An 18,492-nucleotide genomic window follows, 5' to 3' on the forward strand; every position below is an offset into this window, starting at 1 on the left:
ACTTGGCGGCTAAGTCATTGCGAGCGGTAGCGAAGCAATCTCACTAAAACGAGTAGATGTAATCGTACTAACAAGGTAATTTAATGTCACTAAAAAAAATAAATCTAATCGCTCAATAAAACCAAAAAAGATGAAGCCAGGATTTGTATATATCATCACCAATAAATACCAAACGGTAGTTTATATTGGTGTGACATCAAATCTTCCACAAAGAATTTCAGAACATAAAAACAAGAAATACCCAACATCATTTTCAGCCCGATACAATTTAAACCTATTAGTTTACTATGAGCAATTTCAATGGATTGAAGATGCTATAGCCCGGGAAAAACAAATTAAAGCAGGTTCAAGAGCTGCCAAAAACAAATTAATACAATCTATTAATCCCACATGGAAAGATTTATTTGATGAAATTAAAAATATAATGACTGAATAATAAGTAGTTGAAAATTTAGAATTCAAATCCACAACAATAACAAAAATTTATACAAACCATGAAAAAATCCATTTACATTCTTACACTTTTATTGATTAACATTTGCTTTTTCTCCTGTTCAAATGATGATGATTTAAACTATCAGACTGATTTTGAAAAGAGCCAAAAAGCCTGGCTGGATTTTAAAGCAACCTCTAATAATTCCTATCAATATGTGGTATCCGGAGGTTCTGTATTTACCATTTACGGTTGGGAAACCACTATTACAGTGTCAAACGGAATTGTAATTCAGCGACATTTTAAATACATTGGCACAACAGAGAATATACCTGAAGAAGATTTAGAATGGACAGAAAATGAAAACGAGATAAACAGTCATCCCAATTCTAATGCAGCAAATCCGTTGACATTAGAGGAAATCTATGCCAAGGCAGAAAACGAATGGTTAATTAAGAGAAAAAACACCGACACCTATTTTGAAACCAAAAACAACGGACTCATTTCAACTTGCGGCTATACTCAGAAAGGATGTATGGACGATTGCTTTACCGGAATCCGAATCAAAAGTATTTCGACCCTGTAAATGTCCTCGACAAAATTGCAACAACCTTTAATTAAGTTGCAAATGCCTCTGAGCAAGTTACAAATACCTCTGAGTAAATTACAAATACCTTTGAGCAAACTGCAAATACCTTTGAGCATTTTGCAGAAACCTTTGAGCAAATTGCAAAGGCCTCTGAGCATTTTGCAGCTCCTTAATGACAAACTAAACTTAATTCTTTTTTTGTAGATTTGGTATATAAGCTAAACCAATGCGTGAAATTCCAAACTTATACTTTAAAAATGCTTCCGAATGGAGAGCCTGGCTGCATGAAAATCACAGCCGTTATCAGGCGGTGCATTTGATTTTTTATAAAGTAGCACACGAAGCCGAAAGCATGCGTTGGGAAGAAGCGGTAAAAGTGGCTATTTGTTATGGCTGGATTGATTCTACGGTTAGAAAACTGGATGAAGACCGCAGGCAACAACTTTTTACACCCAGAAAAGACAAAAGTGTCTGGAGCAAACTCAACAAAACGTATATTGAATATTTGATTGCTGCCAACCTCATGCATGAAAGTGGCTTGAAAAAAATTGAAACTGCTAAGAAAAACGGCTCCTGGGAAAGTCTCGATGCCGTAGAAAACTTAGAAATTCCGGAAGATTTACAACTCGAATTTGATAAAAATCAACAGGCTTTTTCCAATTATAACAACTTTAGTAAAAGCTATCGAAAAAGTTATTTGTACTGGCTCAATCAGGCCAAACGGTCAGCAACCCGACAAAACCGAATTACTCAAATCATCGATTTGTGCGAAAGAAATTGTAAAATGAGAGGATAAATAAACTGTCAGTCTGAGCCTGTCGAAGACCTTATAAAACAATATGACTATGAAAAAGAAATTATCATTAAAAGAATCCGCAGAACTTTTAAAAATACTAAAAGACCGCTTTGAAAAAAACAGCAACCGACATGAAGGTATTGAATGGAATAAAGTTCAAGCAAAACTAGAATCTAATCCTGAAAAACTCTGGTCACTAAACGAAATGGAACAAACAGGCGGCGAACCGGACGTTGTCCATTATGATAAAAACACCGACGAATATACTTTTTACGATTGTTCAGCCGAAAGTCCTAAAGCCCGCAGAAGTCTGTGTTACGACCGTCAGGCATTAGATACCAGAAAAGAAAACAAACCTAAAAACAATGTAGAAGATGTGGCTGCTGCAATAGGAATCACACTTTTATCAGAATCAGAATACCGGGAATTGCAAAAACTAGGCAATTTCGATACTAAAACATCCAGCTGGATTGAAACACCTGCCGAAATTAGAAAATTAGGCGGTGCCATTTTCGCTGATTTCCGTTATGGAAATGTGTTTATCTATCACAACGGCGCGGAATCCTATTATGCTGCCAGAGGGTTTCGCGGAGCGTTAAAAGTTTAAGCTTATCAACCACTTTATTTACAACCAAACCAACAAATATGATATACACACTAATCGGAATGAGTTTGCTTTTTATCGCTATAGGATTCATTGTAAACGAGAATAATGCCAAATACCTTCTTGCGGGATACAATACGATGAGTAACGAAGAGCAAAAGAAAGTAGACCTAAAAACGTATATTGCTTATCTTAGAAAGTTTCATCTTTTTTTAGGTTTTTCATTTTTACTGATTGGAATTCTGTTAAAGTATTTGGTTAGCGAAAATGCTGTTGGAATTTTCATTGGAGTCTATCCTATTGTAGCTTACACCTATTTTATTGCTACGAGTGCTAAATATTTCAGTACCAAAAAAAATAAAATTGGAGCTTACATTATGGCTTTAGTTCTAATAGCTATAGTTGTTATGTTTGCCCGCGATTATAAGGAAACCAAACTCATTTTAAATTCGAATTCCATTGAATTTAAAGGAACTTATGGCGAAATTGTACCTTTTGAAGTCATAAAAAGCATTGAATTAGTAGATAAAAAACCAAAAATCATTAAAAGAACTAAAGGATTTTCTGTTGGAACTATTAAAAAAGGTTTGTTTAAAACTGATACTGGAGAGATTGTAAAACTAATTTTGAACTCCGAAAACAAACCTTATATTTTACTCACCAAATCGGATGGCAGGAAAATTTATTATGCAGCCAAAGAAGCATCAAATGAACAATTGTTTCAAAAAATTAAGAATATTTCCAATAAATAAAATCAATTATCGTTTTACCAGAATAAAACTTCAATTGCATTAAACCTTTTTATTTATTTCATATCTTAATGAGGCACAATCTGATAGTAAATTACAAAACAACTAAATCCTGCCAGCTATGAATCGCAACACGCTTTGGTCTCTTCGATTAGGATTTTCAAATCAGCAGGCTGCTGTTATTGAGAAAATGGGTATTTCTAAATTTTTGGATGCTTCTTTCAAAATAAATTTTGATGCCACTGTACCTGATTTTTTAAAAGACAGCCCGAAAACAACTGCCGATTTTAAAGAACGTCGGGAAAAAAGCAAAGATTTAAATACAGAGCAAAAAAGAGAACTTAAAAAGGATTTTCAAAAACAGGAAGGGAATACTTCTATAGAAATGAAATGCTGGTGGATTGATAAAATGATCTCTGGTGATTATCCCCTACAGGAAAAAATGACTGTTTTTTTACACAATCATTTTGTATCTACTTATCAAAAAGTCAAAGTAAACCACTGGATTTTTGAACACAATCAACTGCTTCGTAAACATGCATTCGGGAATTTCAGAGAACTGACTAAAGCTGTTTTAAAAAGCAATGCTATGCTGCGTTATTTAGACAATACTGACAACCGAAAAGGTAAAATCAATGAAAATTTAAGCCGGGAATTGCTGGAACTTTTTACGCTGGGTATTGGTAATTACAGTGAAGAAGATATAAAAAACGGAGCCAAAGCATTAGCAGGATTAAGCCCGGGAGATAATGGAGGTGTTTACAGAGACAAACTTTCCGATAGTTCTGAAATCACTTATTTGGGTAAAAAAGGACATTTTAAATCCGATGCTATTGTGGATATCATTTTCGAACAAAAAAACAGTCCTTATCTTTTTACTAAAAAAATCCTGCAATGGTTTATTTATGACAATCCAAGCGAGGAATTAGTGACCTATTATGGTGATTATTTCAGAAAAAAAGACTTTGAAATAAAACCCTTGTTAGAAAAAATTTTTACTGAAGAGTTTGAAAAAAACGCTGTGGGTACAAAAATAAAAAATCCGTTAGAATACAACCTGCAATTACTGTCTGAGTTGCATCTGCAGCCTAAAAACAAACGGCCTGTAGTTGCTTTTTTAAAAAGTCAGGGAATGGATTTATTCAATCAGCCTAATGTAAAAGGCTGGGAAGGCGGAAAATCATGGCTCACATCTCAAATTTATCTGCAACGCAACAATCTGGCTGATTTATATTGCAGCGGAAGAGAGAACTTCAACCAGAAAGCAGTGACAAATATGATGATGACGGACGAAAATAAAATGGAGAACCGTCCTGCTGCCAGAAAAAGGATTATTAATCTCGACTGGGACAAAGGATCGAATAAAACTATCATTAGTGAATTATCCAGCAGACTATTGTTTCAGGTAGATGGTGAAAGCCAAAAAGATTTTGAAAAAATATTAAAATATGATTTTGATTCGAATGCCCCAAATGCAGAACAAGCCGTTTTAAGACTTTTTAATGCCATGGTAAAGGAACCTGAATTTCAATTAATTTAAAAGAAACCTTCTAATTATACCGATTATGAACAGAAGAAATTTTCTATCGCTTACAGGAACATTAACAGGGGGAACCCTGCTGCTTCCTAATTTTTTGTTTTCTTATGGTTCCCAAAAAAACCTGGTTATTGAAGAACAATGTCTGGTTTTTGTACAATTGAATGGAGGAAATGACGGACTGAATACTTTTATTCCTTTTGACGATCCATTGTATTATGATTTACGCCCAAAAATTGCGCTTTCAAAAGAGGAGGTTATTTCAAAAACCAAAGGCATGGGATTTCATCCTGCGTTAAAAGGATTTGCCCAGATGCAGCAGAATGGTGATTTATCAGTCATTCAAAATGTAGGATATCCGGAACCGAATCGTTCGCATTTCAGAAGTCAGGAAATCTGGCAAACGGCGTCGGATTCTAACAAATACATTAATGAAGGCTGGCTGGGTCGTTATCTTGATTTGCAGTGTACCACACACACACCTACAGCAGGTATTAATATTGACACCATAGACAACTTATCACTAAAAGGAGACAGTCCCAATTCGATTACAGTAAAAGATCCTAACCGATTTAAGATAAAAAACATCAAAGAAGAAACAGGAATGCTCTCTGAGAATTCTTCGCTGGACTTTGTTCGAAAAGTAGCCAACTCGGTTCTGGAAGGTTCAGAAGAAATTCAGAAAGCCTTAACCAAATCAACAACTGAAACCAACTATCCTAAAACAGCACTGGGTAAAAATCTGGAATGGATTGCCCGATTAGTAAAAGGAAACTTAAATTCAAAAGTGTATTATACCTCTCAGGGTGGTTACGACACTCATGACAATCAATTAGTGATTCAAAAAAACAAATTCCTGGAACTGGATGGTGCCATTTACAGTTTTTATCAGGATTTAAAACAAGCCAATCTACTAGAAAATGTGACTATCGTTGTTTTCTCCGAATTTGGACGAAGAGTAAAAGACAACGGTAACGGAACCGATCACGGAGCAGCCGCCCCTATGTTTATCATAGGCGGACAGAATCAGGGAAAAGTAATAGGCAACAACCCCAATCTTGCTGATTTATCTCAGGGTGATTTAAAATACCAAATCGATTTCAGATCTGTCTATGCCAGTTTATTAAAAGAAAAAATGCAGTTTGACTATTCTAAAATAGGAATAACAAACCCTGCCTTACAAGGACTGTTTTAGAACACCTGATTGTAAACAGATTAACTAAAAAAATATTTATAGCTATAAGTGCATCAATTTTATCTATCTGCATTTTTTAATCAGATTCATACATAGCCCTACTTTTGCAAGTCCAAAAGATATACTATGATTGAAAATAAAACTTTAAAAGGAGTTCTGTTAGTAGCACTAGGAGCCAGCAGTTATGGGATGCTGGCTACATTTGTAAAAATAGCTTATCAGGAAGGATTCACGACCGCAGAAGTGAGTGGTTCACAATTTTCATTAGGGCTTCTGGGGGTCTTTTTTTTAACTCTTCTTCGAAGAATAAAAAATAACCCTTCTGAAATTAAAATAACGTCCCAACAAATTATCAAACTTATTCTGTCCGGAACCTCCATGGGTTTTACCAGTGTGTTCTATTATTTATCCGTCAGATACGTTCCTGTTTCCATTGGTATTGTATTATTAATGCAGACCGTATGGATGGGTGTTTTGACAGAAATGCTTTTAGACAGGAAAAAACCTTCTCTGCAAAAAATAACAGCTGTTATAATTACCCTTACCGGAACTGTTCTGGCAACTAATCTGCTGAGCAGTAATCTTACATTAGACTGGCGCGGTTTCTTCTGGGGAATATTAGCTGCAGCAGCTTTTACAACCACTATGTTTAGTGCTAACCGGATAGCCACTGAAATTTCTTCTCTAAAACGCAGTTTGTTTATGCTCATCGGAGGAACAATAGTTGTACTTATTTTTGCACTTATTACGCAAACCACTCCTTTTAACTTTTCTATTTTTGCTAAATGGGGTATCATTTTAGCACTATTTGGAACCATAATTCCACCCTTATTACTCACTAGTGGTTTTCCTCTTACCGGAATTGGATTAGGCAGCATTGTTTCAGCATTAGAATTACCGGTGTCAGTTGCTATGGCCTATTTCTTATTATCCGAAAAAGTAAACGGACTCCAGTGGTTTGGGATATTTTTAATTATAACCGCCATAGTCTTAATGAATGTACGCTTAAAAAAATGAGTCTTTTTTTCATTATACAAAAAGAAAGCCCTACTAAAATAAGGACTACTTATCAAATAAAGAGGTTTTTAAGAAAACAAAAAATCATATAAAAAAAATATATTTTTGGATGAAGTAATTATTTTTTTTATTAATATTGACACATAATACAATTTCATTTTTAATTTAAAAAAACTATTAGAATTAATTTTCACGTGATGAAAAAGAGTAACCGTAAAGAACTGAATTGGGAGCAAACTGAAAAACTTGTTACCTTAGCCTTAGAGGAAAAAAATCCTTTTGAAATTATAAAAAAAGAGTTTGGATTGGCTGAAAAAGAAGTTCTGGAAATTATGAAAAAAAAGATGCCTCTGGAAAAATATGAAATGTGGAAAAAGAAAGCTACAGCATCGAAACCTAAACCTAAACCTCTTAAAATCGATGATTTTGATGATGAGTTAGACGGAAAGTATTATATCAAAAATAAATTAGACTAATTTTTTAAAAACACTCTTAATCATGAGTGTTTTTTTATATCTTATTTGTCGTTTATATTCAAGACAAAAAACACTTGTAAACCTCCTTTAAAATGAAAAGAATAATACTGATATTAGCATTGACTACAATGCTTTGGAGTTGTAAATCAATCAACAATAAAACAGCAAAAGAACAATTAATTCAGGCCACAATTAATCTCACTGAAGTTAAAAACGACCAGGTATTAGTTACTGTAAATGCGCCGCAAATTACTTCTGAGCAAATTATTTACCGCATTCCCAAAACAGTTCCCGGCACTTATTCTGAAGACAATTACGGGAAATACATTGAAGAGTTAAAAGCTTACGATAAAAAAGGAAGGTTATTAACTGTACAAAAACTGGATGAAAACTCCTGGTCTATCACTAAAGCAACAGCTTTAAGCAAAATTACGTACTTAGTCAACGATACATTTGATATTGAAAAAGGAACCGGTTTTGGAAAAGAAGATGTCTTCTCCCCGGCAGGATCTAACATTGATGCAGGCAAAAATTTCATGATCAATACGCATTGTTTTATTGGCTATTTTGAAGATTTCATGGCTACACCCTACCAGCTGACTGTGAATCATCCTGCTGATTTATGGGGAAGTACTTCAATGACAGATTTGGATAACAGCACAACTTCTGATAGTTTTAAAACATCCCGTTATGCTGAGCTTGTAGAAAATCCTATTATGTATTCTAAACCGGATTACACAACTTTCAATGTGGACGGAATGGACATTCAGATTAGCGTTTATTCGCCATCAGGAAAGTATACTGCCCAGAGCATTACTCCTGAAATGAAAACGATGATGACCTCACAAAAACACTTTTTAGGAAAAATTAATGCTACTAAAAAATATTCTGTTCTTTTATATTTATCCAATATGAAAGAAGATGACGCGCACGGTTTTGGTGCCTTAGAACATCCTACTGCAACTACTGTAGTATTGCCTGAAATAATGGAAAAAGAAGAATTAGTCAAATCAATGATGGATGTTGTTTCGCATGAATTTTTTCACATTGTAACTCCATTGACTATTCATTCTAAAGAAATTCAGTTTTTTGATTATAACAATCCTAAAATGTCTGAACATCTGTGGATGTATGAAGGTGTTACCGAATATTTTGCTAATCTTTTCCAAATCAACCAAAATCTGATTCCGGAAGAAGATTTTTACAACAGAATTGCCGAAAAAATTGAAGAATCCAAAGCTTTAAATGACACTATGTCATTTACAAAAATGAGTGCAAATGTATTGGAGCAGCCTTATAAAGATCAATATCTGAATGTATATCAAAAAGGAGCTTTAATAGGAATGTGTATTGATATCATCATCAGAGAAAAAAGCAACGGCGAAAGAGGTATTCTTGATTTAATGCAAAAACTAGCCAATGAATATGGTGTTTCAAAACCATTTAACGACAGTGAATTATTTGATAAAATCACTGCCTTAACTTATCCTGAAGTGGGCGAATTCTTAAAAACGTATGTCGCTGGAACTACACCTATACCTTATGATTTATATTTAGCCAAAGTGGGATTAACACAAACCACAAAACAGGTTCCTGCTTCGGTTTTTATAAAAGACAAAACAACTCCTTATGTTTTAGTTAACCCAAATAATAATGAAATAAGCGTAATTCCGAACAGCGAACTAAATCCGTTTTTTAATCAGCTGGGATTAAAAGGAGGGGATGTTATCTTAGCAATTAATCAGATTACTTATTCCTATGAAAACATTTATGACATGATTAATGAAAGTGACAAATGGAAAGAAAATGAAGCCATTGAGATAAAAATCAAACGAAATGGAAAAGAACAGTTAATCAAAGGAACAGTTCACTTACCTTATCAGGAGAAACTGTACATTGAAGTTACTGATACATCAAAAAAACAGCTAAAAGAAGCCTGGCTGAAAGACTAAATACCAACTAAAAAAACTCAAAACTATAATTTAAAAATAGTATAAAAGGATTTCTTTGCTTTTAAACTATTTTCTTTACTTTGCACCAAATAACCAACCCAATGAAAAAAACGATTCTTGCATTAGCAGCTATAGTATGCATCGCTTCATGCAACAAAAAAGAACAAAAAGGAGATTTACACATCACAGGAAATGTAAAAGGATTAAAAGAAGGTACCTTATACATTCAAAAAATAGTAGATACTTCATTAATTGCCATTGACACTATTAAAATTGACGGAAACTCTCATTTTGAAAGTGATGTAGAGTTAAAATCTCCCGAAATGCTGTATTTGTTTTTAGACCGTGGTGTCAGCAATTCATTAGACAACAACCTTATGTTTTTTGCTGAACCGGGAAATATAAATATCGAAACTAATCTGGATGCTTTCCTTTCAGGTGCAAAAATTACCGGCTCAAAAAACCACGACTTGTATGAGGAATACAAGAAAACAAGCGCAAGGTATAAAGATGAAAACTTAACGCTGATTGAGCAAAAATTTAAAGCAATCAAAAGAAAAGACAGTAAAGCTATTGACAGCCTGAGCCAATTACAGGATTTAAATTTAAAACGTAAATATTTATTTGCTATTAACTTTGCCATAAACAATAAAGACCACGAAATTGCTCCTTATATTGGATTAGCTGAAGTCTACGATATTAATATTAAATATTTAGATACTATTCAAAACGCTATGACCCCAAAAGTAGCTCAGTCATTCTACGGTAAAAAACTTACTAACTATATCAATACATTAAAAAAAGCCAATTAATTTCTTTTTTTAAATCAATTAAACTAAAGCATTTCAGGTAATATTTGAAATGCTTTTTTTATTTTTACTCAAAATATCCCCAATATTTATATCTCAAAAAAACAAATAAACAGCCATCTAACCTACTGCCTCATATGTGGAAAACCTTATCTTTTAAGAAACAATTAATTTTAATTCTTTTAATACCTGTTTCCGGACTTATTTATTTTACTATTTCAAACATCAATAACAGTTATCAAAAGTTTTCCCGAATTGATAACAGTATTGAAAACATTGACAAGATTGCTGCATTTTCGGAAGCTATAACACTTATTAATAACGAAAGGACGCTAAATGAATATTCCAGATTTGATCCGGCTAAAAAAGTGGATTTCAAATTAAAAATGGAACAATCTAGTGAATGGTTCTCTAAACTAACTTCTACAGACAGCATTGTTATTACAAGTATTCAGGAGGCCAGAACAATTTTAAACAAAATTCATCAGAATGAAAGTAACAACTCTGTTTCGTCATTACAAACATTTAATGATTATACCAATATCAACAATATCCTGAACAATTTAATCGAAAGAGAAATTGTGAATTGCGAAAATGTAAATCTGGCTAAATCAGCTAATAATTTCAAATCTTATATCGAAACAAAAACAGTAGCTAATCTGATAAGAGCTATTGTATTCCATAAATTAACCCATGACAGTGTTCATTCTGATTTGTATGGCTATTATGATAATATGAGGCAGCTAAACAGAAACACTGATTTTAAGTTAAAAAATTTCAACAATCTCAAAATCAATGATGAAATTATTGATTTTAAAAATTCAACAGTATTTCAATCTTTTTTAAAAAATTCAGAAGCTATTCTCAACAATACAGTCACTGTTACACCCGAAGAATGGTGGAATAAATCAACTGCTGTTAATGAAAAAATTAATGCTATCAAAACTAAAAAGCTAAATCATATTCTTGCATTAGCCCAACACGAAAAAGATAACACGGTGGATTCTGCCATAATTGCAATAATATGGCTTTCGCTATTATTAATTACAACTACTATTCTGGTCTATAAATTAATAACAAATACTTCTAAGTCCTTAAAAACAATTGCATTTAAAATTGAAAAAATAGCACTTGGATACACTGATTTTCAACATATTCTTAATGGAAATATTGAATTAGATTCTATTCGAGAATCTTTTAAAAAATTAACCGGTGCTATAAAAGAACAAATTAATCTGGCTACAGAAATAAGTTCAGGACATTTTGGTGAAACCATAAAAGTGAGAAGTGAAGCAGACACATTAAATCAGTCACTAAACACCATGTCGTTAGATTTAAAAAGATTTAACGATGAAGCAGTAGAAAACAGTCTTTTAGAAAAAAATATAATTGATGTAAATAAAACCATTATTGAATCTAAAGACATTCAAAACTTTGGCGATAATTTAAGTAAAGTTTTATGCTCTCAAACCCATGGATGTCAGGCTGTATTTTACACCGTAGATTATCATAATAACAACAATAACTTGCTAAAAACAGGAAGTTATGCTGACAATAATTGCAGTCCAGAAATTATCGCCATAGGAGAAGGCTTAGTAGGTGAAGCAGTTAAATCTAATGAACAAAAATGTTATAATAATCTAAACAAAGAATACTCATACATTGCATCTTCATTAGGCAAAGCTCCTGTATATAATGTTTTAATCACACCCCTTTCGTATAAAAACGCAGTAATTGGTGTTATAGAAATAGGTTCTCTTGAGAATTTCACTCAGAGAGATCAAAAATTATTAACGACCTTAAAAGATTCATTAGGAAGTGCAATCGAGGTGTTCATCAGAAATGAAGAATTAAAAATATCTATCGAAGAAATAAATAATAAAAACAACATTTTACAAGTTCAGGAAGAAGAATTAAGGCAAAATAATGAGGAACTGAACAAACATACTTTATTGCTGCAACAATCTGAAGAAGAATTAAAAAATCAGGCTGCCGAACTCGAGCAGACTAATGCGTATCTGGAGGAAAAAAGCAGAGAACTTGAAAATAAAAATCATGAGATCGAGAAAAAGAACGATGATCTTATCATAGCACAGGAAGAATTAAATAAAAAATCAGAAGAAATTGCTAAGGCCAGCAAATATAAATCAGAATTTCTGGCGAATATGTCTCATGAATTAAGAACACCATTAAACAGTATTTTAATTCTTTCGGATTTATTAAAAGATAATGTTTCCGGAAACCTGACAAATACACAATTAGAAAATTTATCTGTCATTAATACTTCGGGAAAAGATTTACTAAACTTAATTACTGATATTTTAGACATCTCAAAAATTGAAGCCGGAAAGGTCGAAATCTACCCTGAAAACACTGTTTCTGAGAGGATATTTTCGGATATGGACGGACTTTTCAGAGCACAGATGAATAAAAAAGAAATCCGATTTGAAACAAAAATCACGGAGGATTGTCCGAGAGAAATTTATAGTGATGTAGGTAAAATTGAACAAATTCTGAAAAACTTCCTTTCTAATGCATTAAAATTCACTCCAAACGGAGGAACTGTAGCAATGACTTTTGATAAGCCTTTTGAGAATCGGGAATTTAACAATCCTAAACTGGCTTCATTAGCTAATAACCAGATTCTTTCTATTGAAGTAAAAGACAATGGTATTGGAATTTCTGAAGAAAATAAGAAAAAGCTATTTCAAAGTTTCCAGCAGGCAGACAGTTCAACCAGCAGAAAATATGGAGGAACCGGTTTAGGTTTATACATTTCCAAACAATTAGCTGATTTACTCGAAGGGGAAGTCTTTTTTGACAGTCAGCTCAATCAGGGAAGCAGTTTTGGTATTCTGATTCCTGTAAAGTATGTGGGAAACAATGACAGTATTACTCCTGTGGTAACTGTTCCCGAAACTGTTTCTACAGAACAAATTGAATCAGAATATCCGAAACCTAATGAGGAATTTGTTGATCTCTCTGCCAATATTCAGGATGATCGCCATAAGGCTGATATCGATGATAAAAGTATTTTAATTATTGAAGACGATCCTTCATTTGCCGAAGTATTACTTCAGGTGGCTCATAATAATGGATTTAAGGCAATTATTGCACATCAGGGAGAAACCGGTTTTCAATATGCCAAAAAATACAATCCGAAAGCTATTATTCTGGACATGAAATTACCCGGAATTGATGGCTGGACAGTTTTAAAATGGCTAAAAGAAGATGCCGAATTAAAACATATTCCGGTTCACGTCATGTCCGGAATGAAAAGAGAAAAATTAGCCAAAGAAATGGGAGCATTTGATTTTCTGGTAAAACCTATTACACCTGAAAAACTAAAAAATGCTTTCCAATCAATTGATGATGAAATAAATAAAGTATTTAAAAAAGTGCTTATTTTAGAAGATGATGAAAAACTAAATTATTCAATCAAACAACTTTTACATGCTAATGATAAAAACACCATTTGTCTGCAGGCTTATTCTAGATCGGAGGCTGAAAATATCCTGAGCAATGTGGAAATTGACTGTGCGATTATAGATTTAGGCTTACCGGATTCTGACAATATAAAAGCCATTTCTGAGTTAAAAAGCAGGTCTAAAAATAAAAACATTAAAATCATCATCAATACAGGAAAAACATTAAGTGATAATGAACAATTAGAACTGGAAAAAAGTGCCGACAGCATTGTGATTAAAACAAACAACGCTACGGAAAGATTAAAAGATGAAATTTTATTGTTTTTAAACAAAATAGAAACTGTAGAAAACACCGATTACAAAACGGCTCCTAATTTATCCGGAGGTGAAATTTTAAAAGACAAGAATATTCTCATTGTGGATGATGACATTCGTAATATCTATGCTTTATCAGCTGCTTTAACCAGTAAAGGAGCCGTAATTACAACCGCTTTTAATGGAATTGAAGCCTTAAATGCACTGGAAGAGCATCCTGACTTTGATATTGTTCTAATGGATATTATGATGCCTGAAATGGATGGATTTGAAGCTACCAGAAAAATTAGAGAAAATGGAAAATGGAAAAACTTACCGATCATTGCTTTAACAGCAAAGGCAATGAAAGGAGACCGCGATGAAATCCTAAAAGCAGGAGCTTCTGATTATCAATCGAAACCTATTGATATTCAAAAACTCATTTCATTAATCAGTATCTGGATATACAAATGATAACATTAAAAGAACTTGATGAATTGCTTTTCACTATAAAAAAACAATTCGACTATGATTTTTCAGATTATTCTAAAGCTTCAATGCTTAGAAGAATCAATCGTTTTATGGATATTCATGCGATGAAAAATGTTGTTGATTTAAAATTTGAGCTTATTAATAATCCGGCTGTTTTTCAGAATTTTATTAATGAAATTGTGGTAAATGTAAGTGAGTTTTTCAGGGATCCCAGCTTTTTTAAATCCTTACAACAAAAGGTGTTTCCTTATCTTGACAGTTATCCTAAAATAAACATCTGGAGCGCAGGCTGCTCTTTTGGCGAAGAAACCTATTCTTTAAATATTCTTTTAAAAGAAAATAATCTTTATACCAAAACAAGAATTTATGCTACAGACATCAGTAGTAATGCTATAGAACGTTCCCGAAAAGGTATTTATGACAATACAAATTTTAAAGAATACACAAAGAATTACTACGAGTGCGGCGGCAAAGAATCGTTAAATGATTATTTTGTTTCAGATCACAGGCATTCGATGATTCATTCGGAGTTTAAACAAAATATCTTATTTTCTAATCATAATTTAGTTGCAGATGGTGTTTTCAAGGAATGCCAGCTTATACTTTGCCGTAATGTTTTAATTTACTTCAACACCAATTTACAAAATAAAGCTTTAGAATTATTTTATCAGAGCCTCCCTGTTCACGGTTTTTTAGCGATTGGGAAAAAGGAATCGTTACGATTTAGTTCTGTTTATGAAAATTTTAAAGAAATAGATCGTGAAGAAAAAATATATCAGAAAATAAAATGAAACCTAAAGTCATCATAATAGGTGGTTCGGCAGGAGCCTTTAATACTATTTTGTCTATTTTAAATCAATTAGACAAACGTATAAATATTCCTATTGTGATTGTTTTACACCGCTTAAAAAATGCAACCTCTTCTTTTGAATCCATTTTACAAAGAAATACTCATTATACAGTCAAAGAAATTGAAGACAAAGAGCCAATGAAAAATGGCAATCTCTATACGGCTCCGGCAGATTATCACGTATTACTGGAAGAAGATTACAATTTCTCTCTTGATGTATCCGAACTCGTTAATTTTAGCCGCCCTTCCATAGATGTGACATTCGAATCTTTTTCAACTGTTCTACTGGAAAAATGTTGCGGGATATTACTATCCGGTTCCAACCATGACGGAGCTAACGGCTTAAAAATTATGGCCGAGAATAATGGAAAAACTATCATTCAGGATTGTAATGAAGCCGAATTTGCAAACATGCCCCAAGCCGCAAAAACAATTTATAACAAACACAAAGAACTAAATACTAAAAATATCATAAACCTGCTGAACAATGAATGCAACCAATAAACATACACTATTACTAATTGATGACAAACCAGCTAATTTAATAGCATTAAAAAGCATGCTGGAGAAACCTGAGAGAGAAATAATTACCTGCAACTCCGGTAACGAAGGATTACAGATTTTATTAAAAGAAAAGGTTTCTCTTATTTTAGTAGATGTACAAATGCCTGAAATGGACGGTTATGAATTTGTTGAAATAACGAAGCAACATCCTAATACAGCCAACATTCCAACCATATTTGTAACAGCTATCAGCGATGAAGCTAAATATATCAATAAAGCGTATGATTTAGGGGCAATTGATTTTTTATTCAAACCATTAGTAACGGAAATAACGCGTAAAAAAGTTGATTCGTTCCTCAAAATTTGGGATTATGATCAGGAATTGAAAATGTTAAACGAAAAACTGGTCGCTAAAAATGGAGAATTAGAGCAATTTGCCAATATTATTGCTCATGATTTAAAAACACCTTTAAATAATATTAAATCCCTGGTTGAATTTATTGAAGAAGAGCATTTACTGGATCTTAAAGAAGAAGCAACGGACTTATTTGATATGGTAAAATCTTCGGCGATGTCAATGTCTAAACTGATTGATGATTTGCTTCATTATTCTAAAAATGTGGAAAACAATGACGGTAAAGAGACTATTAACATCCTGAGCGAAGTGAATGCTGTCATAAAACTGATTAATCCTAATGGGAATATTAAAATAACTAAAGATAATTTAAATCATACCATTGATTTTCAATCGGTAGCTTTCAAACAAATTATTCAAAACTTAGTCTCCAATGCCATCAAATACAATGATAAAGAAACCACTGAGATAAACATTTCTTTTGATGAAATTCAAAAACAAATAGCCATTACAGACAATGGTCCCGGAATTCCTGAAAATCAATCTGAAAAAATATTTCAGATGTTTTATACACTTGGGCAATCTTCAAGGGGTGATTCCGGCACCGGAATGGGATTAAATTTAGTACGGAAATTAGCCGAAAGAAACGAAGTAAAAGTATACCACAATGCCCAATATAAAAATGGATCACAATTTATAATCTCCCATTTAAAGACATCATAATTAAAATAAGTAAAAAAGGAATTACCATCTGGCAATTCCTTTTTTAATATTATCGCTTTAATGAAAAATGCGATTTGAATTCTTTATCAATATTGTTTTCTTTATAATGTATCACAAACCAGTAATCATCAGCCGGCAGTAAATAGCCATTATAACTACCATTCCAGCCGTTAGCATTAGGGCTTATCTGTTTTAAGAACTTTCCGTAGCGATCAAATATATGAATGTAAGCTTGAGGCTGTGAACTTAATTCATTTACATTCCAGGTATCATTAAAACCATCATTATTAGGAGTGAAATATTTAGGAAAGTTTACAACTAATACACCATCCTTAGTTATGGGAACACTACAGCCCGATTCATCTGTAACGGTTATAGAATGAGTACCTGATGCAACTTGTTCAAAAACAGGATTAGACTGAAATGGTCCATCATCTACCTGATACAGATAATTACCTCCTGCAGCTGTTGCCGAAACAGTAATTTTTTGATTTTCAGCAAAAGCTTCTGTTACGGTCCAGCTAAAATCGATTAAAGTATTTGATGGTATAACAGTAACATTTATAGTTTGCTGTGATGCACACTCATCTGGATCTGGTGTAAAAGTATAAGAATCACTATTAATATCATCAACAATATTAGTAGGACTCCAAGTTCCGCTAACATTATTTGGTGACACATTATTCAAAGCAAATGCACCACTTCCTGAACAAATCGTATAATCTTCAAAACCGGGATTATCTGGATTTACAACGATAGTCATTGTTTGAACATTAATACATTTATTGGTCGGAGTAAATGTATAAGTTCTAGTAGCAGTTTTATCTATTACAGAAGGAGACCAGTTTCCTGGATAACCTTCTAAAGATGTGGCAGGTAAAGTTGGTGCAGGGTCACTGGCACAAATTGGTCCAATTGGATCGAAAGTTGCATCGTAACGAGTTGTACATCTTGTAGTACAACTTGCCGAAAGAGTGCGATTAGCAACACAGGATGGAGCATCTACAGCGGTCACTGTAAATACCACCGTTTGTCCTTCAAGTAAACCATTAACTGTATAACTGGTGGGAGTTGTTTGTGTACCTGGAAATGGACCTGTACCATCTACCGTATAACTATAATCAAATCGAGATTGTCCTACATTCGCAAAATCAAAACTTACTGAATTTGATGTACTCCCTGCACAAAACAGAATAAATTGTTTATTAACATTCACTGTAATAGCTTTCCTTGAACTTTCTACTGTTGCAATAGTCTGAGTTACATAATAAGTGGTGGTTCCTGCCGTAGCGGTAGAAGGTGTTGGAGCAGTTGACGACCCTGTACCACCTGAAGCTGAAGTATACCACAATAAATTTACTCCTCCGGCGGTTAATGGAGCTGCGGTATCTCCAATACAATAGTAATAGGTTACGTTTCCTGTAGGTTGAGGAGTTTCCGCTAACAATTCAGCATCGAAAAAAAGAGCAAAAAGGCTTATAAAGACAAATAAAAAGTAATTCTTTTTCATTGTACAAATTTTAAATGGATTGAAATTTGGGGGTGAAATCAATTATGAAGTAAATATATAAAAAACAGGGTTTTGATAAAAAATTAAATGTTGTTATAATCAAACTGAAAAATTTTTGAATTATTTTCAAAAAAAAGACCCAACATAAGTTGAGTCTCTTTCATATAAATAGATAACAG

Annotated in this window: 16 protein-coding genes; 15 read left to right on the top strand and 1 reads right to left on the bottom strand. The window is 33.1% G+C overall.

Features of this window, described 5'->3' with window-relative positions; genetic code table 11:
* Positions 1–130 precede the first annotated feature (130 nt).
* From ACSV4D_RS05260 to ACSV4D_RS05330, 15 genes are all read left to right on the top strand, one after another.
* Positions 131–436, top strand: a complete 306-nt coding sequence (locus ACSV4D_RS05260) for a GIY-YIG nuclease family protein (protein WP_439227408.1) — start codon at positions 131–133, stop codon at positions 434–436.
* Positions 437–494: 58 nt separating this feature from the next.
* Positions 495–1,019, top strand: coding sequence for a hypothetical protein (locus tag ACSV4D_RS05265; protein ID WP_439227409.1), 525 nt, complete (start codon positions 495–497; stop codon positions 1,017–1,019).
* 229 nt (positions 1,020–1,248) lie between these two features.
* Positions 1,249–1,818 carry a YdeI/OmpD-associated family protein gene (locus tag ACSV4D_RS05270; RefSeq protein WP_439227410.1) on the top strand — a complete coding sequence of 190 codons (570 nt, stop codon included), beginning with the start codon at positions 1,249–1,251 and terminating at the stop codon, positions 1,816–1,818.
* Positions 1,819–1,861: 43 nt separating this feature from the next.
* Positions 1,862–2,425 (top strand): DUF4256 domain-containing protein, encoded by a 564-nt coding sequence (locus ACSV4D_RS05275; RefSeq protein ID WP_439227411.1) that lies wholly within the window; start codon positions 1,862–1,864, stop codon positions 2,423–2,425.
* 38 nt (positions 2,426–2,463) lie between these two features.
* The gene (locus ACSV4D_RS05280) at positions 2,464–3,174 is read left to right on the top strand and encodes a DUF3784 domain-containing protein (protein ID WP_439227412.1); all 711 of its coding nucleotides are present in this window, start codon (positions 2,464–2,466) and stop codon (positions 3,172–3,174) included.
* A gap of 118 nt (positions 3,175–3,292) precedes the next feature.
* Positions 3,293–4,711 (top strand): DUF1800 domain-containing protein, encoded by a 1,419-nt coding sequence (locus ACSV4D_RS05285; RefSeq protein WP_439227413.1) that lies wholly within the window; start codon positions 3,293–3,295, stop codon positions 4,709–4,711.
* Between the two features lie 25 nt (positions 4,712–4,736).
* Entirely contained in the window at positions 4,737–5,903 is a 1,167-nt protein-coding gene (locus tag ACSV4D_RS05290) for a DUF1501 domain-containing protein (protein ID WP_439227414.1), read from the top strand.
* A 126-nt stretch (positions 5,904–6,029) separates the two neighbouring features.
* Positions 6,030–6,920, top strand: a complete 891-nt coding sequence (locus tag ACSV4D_RS05295; protein ID WP_439227415.1) for an EamA family transporter — start codon at positions 6,030–6,032, stop codon at positions 6,918–6,920.
* Between the two features lie 197 nt (positions 6,921–7,117).
* Positions 7,118–7,396 carry a DUF2805 domain-containing protein gene (locus ACSV4D_RS05300; protein WP_408081287.1) on the top strand — a complete coding sequence of 93 codons (279 nt, stop codon included), beginning with the start codon at positions 7,118–7,120 and terminating at the stop codon, positions 7,394–7,396.
* 92 nt (positions 7,397–7,488) lie between these two features.
* Positions 7,489–9,348 carry a M61 family metallopeptidase gene (locus tag ACSV4D_RS05305; protein WP_439227416.1) on the top strand — a complete coding sequence of 620 codons (1,860 nt, stop codon included), beginning with the start codon at positions 7,489–7,491 and terminating at the stop codon, positions 9,346–9,348.
* Positions 9,349–9,449: 101 nt separating this feature from the next.
* Positions 9,450–10,160 carry a DUF4369 domain-containing protein gene (locus ACSV4D_RS05310; protein WP_439227417.1) on the top strand — a complete coding sequence of 237 codons (711 nt, stop codon included), beginning with the start codon at positions 9,450–9,452 and terminating at the stop codon, positions 10,158–10,160.
* A gap of 134 nt (positions 10,161–10,294) precedes the next feature.
* The gene (locus tag ACSV4D_RS05315; protein WP_439227418.1) at positions 10,295–14,353 is read left to right on the top strand and encodes a response regulator; all 4,059 of its coding nucleotides are present in this window, start codon (positions 10,295–10,297) and stop codon (positions 14,351–14,353) included.
* Positions 14,350–15,162 carry a CheR family methyltransferase gene (locus ACSV4D_RS05320; RefSeq protein WP_408081283.1) on the top strand — a complete coding sequence of 271 codons (813 nt, stop codon included), beginning with the start codon at positions 14,350–14,352 and terminating at the stop codon, positions 15,160–15,162. The genes ACSV4D_RS05315 and ACSV4D_RS05320 overlap by 4 nt, the downstream gene beginning before the upstream one ends.
* Positions 15,159–15,725: a chemotaxis protein CheB gene (locus ACSV4D_RS05325; RefSeq protein ID WP_439227419.1), complete on the top strand. Its 567-nt coding sequence runs from the start codon at positions 15,159–15,161 to the stop codon at positions 15,723–15,725. Before ACSV4D_RS05320 ends, ACSV4D_RS05325 begins: the two co-directional genes overlap by 4 nt.
* On the top strand, positions 15,709–16,803 hold the full coding sequence (locus ACSV4D_RS05330; RefSeq protein ID WP_439227420.1) for a sensor histidine kinase: 1,095 nt from the start codon (positions 15,709–15,711) through the stop codon (positions 16,801–16,803). The genes ACSV4D_RS05325 and ACSV4D_RS05330 overlap by 17 nt, the downstream gene beginning before the upstream one ends.
* A gap of 49 nt (positions 16,804–16,852) precedes the next feature.
* Here ACSV4D_RS05330 and ACSV4D_RS05335 read toward each other — a convergent pair whose 3' ends face one another.
* Positions 16,853–18,313 (bottom strand): T9SS type B sorting domain-containing protein, encoded by a 1,461-nt coding sequence (locus tag ACSV4D_RS05335; RefSeq protein WP_439227421.1) that lies wholly within the window; start codon positions 18,311–18,313, stop codon positions 16,853–16,855.
* Between the last annotated feature and the right edge of the window lie 179 nt (positions 18,314–18,492).

The sequence above is a fragment of the Flavobacterium sp. ARAG 55.4 genome (assembly GCF_051846875.1).
Lineage (GTDB): Bacteria > Bacteroidota > Bacteroidia > Flavobacteriales > Flavobacteriaceae > Flavobacterium > Flavobacterium plantiphilum.

Bases quoted from the DNA above. Each gene is read 5' to 3' on its own strand.
- ACSV4D_RS05290 (WP_439227414.1), top strand. From the start codon at position 4,737: ATGAACAGAAGAAATTTTCTATCGCTTACAGGAACATTAACAGGGGGA.
- ACSV4D_RS05325 (WP_439227419.1), top strand. From the start codon at position 15,159: ATGAAACCTAAAGTCATCATAATAGGTGGTTCGGCAGGAGCCTTTAAT.
- ACSV4D_RS05335 (WP_439227421.1), bottom strand. From the start codon at position 18,313: ATGAAAAAGAATTACTTTTTATTTGTCTTTATAAGCCTTTTTGCTCTT.
- ACSV4D_RS05265 (WP_439227409.1), top strand. From the start codon at position 495: ATGAAAAAATCCATTTACATTCTTACACTTTTATTGATTAACATTTGC.
- ACSV4D_RS05305 (WP_439227416.1), top strand. From the start codon at position 7,489: ATGAAAAGAATAATACTGATATTAGCATTGACTACAATGCTTTGGAGT.
- ACSV4D_RS05280 (WP_439227412.1), top strand. From the start codon at position 2,464: ATGATATACACACTAATCGGAATGAGTTTGCTTTTTATCGCTATAGGA.
- ACSV4D_RS05275 (WP_439227411.1), top strand. From the start codon at position 1,862: ATGACTATGAAAAAGAAATTATCATTAAAAGAATCCGCAGAACTTTTA.
- ACSV4D_RS05330 (WP_439227420.1), top strand. From the start codon at position 15,709: ATGAATGCAACCAATAAACATACACTATTACTAATTGATGACAAACCA.
- ACSV4D_RS05300 (WP_408081287.1), top strand. From the start codon at position 7,118: ATGAAAAAGAGTAACCGTAAAGAACTGAATTGGGAGCAAACTGAAAAA.
- ACSV4D_RS05285 (WP_439227413.1), top strand. From the start codon at position 3,293: ATGAATCGCAACACGCTTTGGTCTCTTCGATTAGGATTTTCAAATCAG.
- ACSV4D_RS05315 (WP_439227418.1), top strand. From the start codon at position 10,295: ATGTGGAAAACCTTATCTTTTAAGAAACAATTAATTTTAATTCTTTTA.
- ACSV4D_RS05270 (WP_439227410.1), top strand. From the start codon at position 1,249: ATGCGTGAAATTCCAAACTTATACTTTAAAAATGCTTCCGAATGGAGA.
- ACSV4D_RS05260 (WP_439227408.1), top strand. From the start codon at position 131: ATGAAGCCAGGATTTGTATATATCATCACCAATAAATACCAAACGGTA.
- ACSV4D_RS05320 (WP_408081283.1), top strand. From the start codon at position 14,350: ATGATAACATTAAAAGAACTTGATGAATTGCTTTTCACTATAAAAAAA.
- ACSV4D_RS05295 (WP_439227415.1), top strand. From the start codon at position 6,030: ATGATTGAAAATAAAACTTTAAAAGGAGTTCTGTTAGTAGCACTAGGA.
- ACSV4D_RS05310 (WP_439227417.1), top strand. From the start codon at position 9,450: ATGAAAAAAACGATTCTTGCATTAGCAGCTATAGTATGCATCGCTTCA.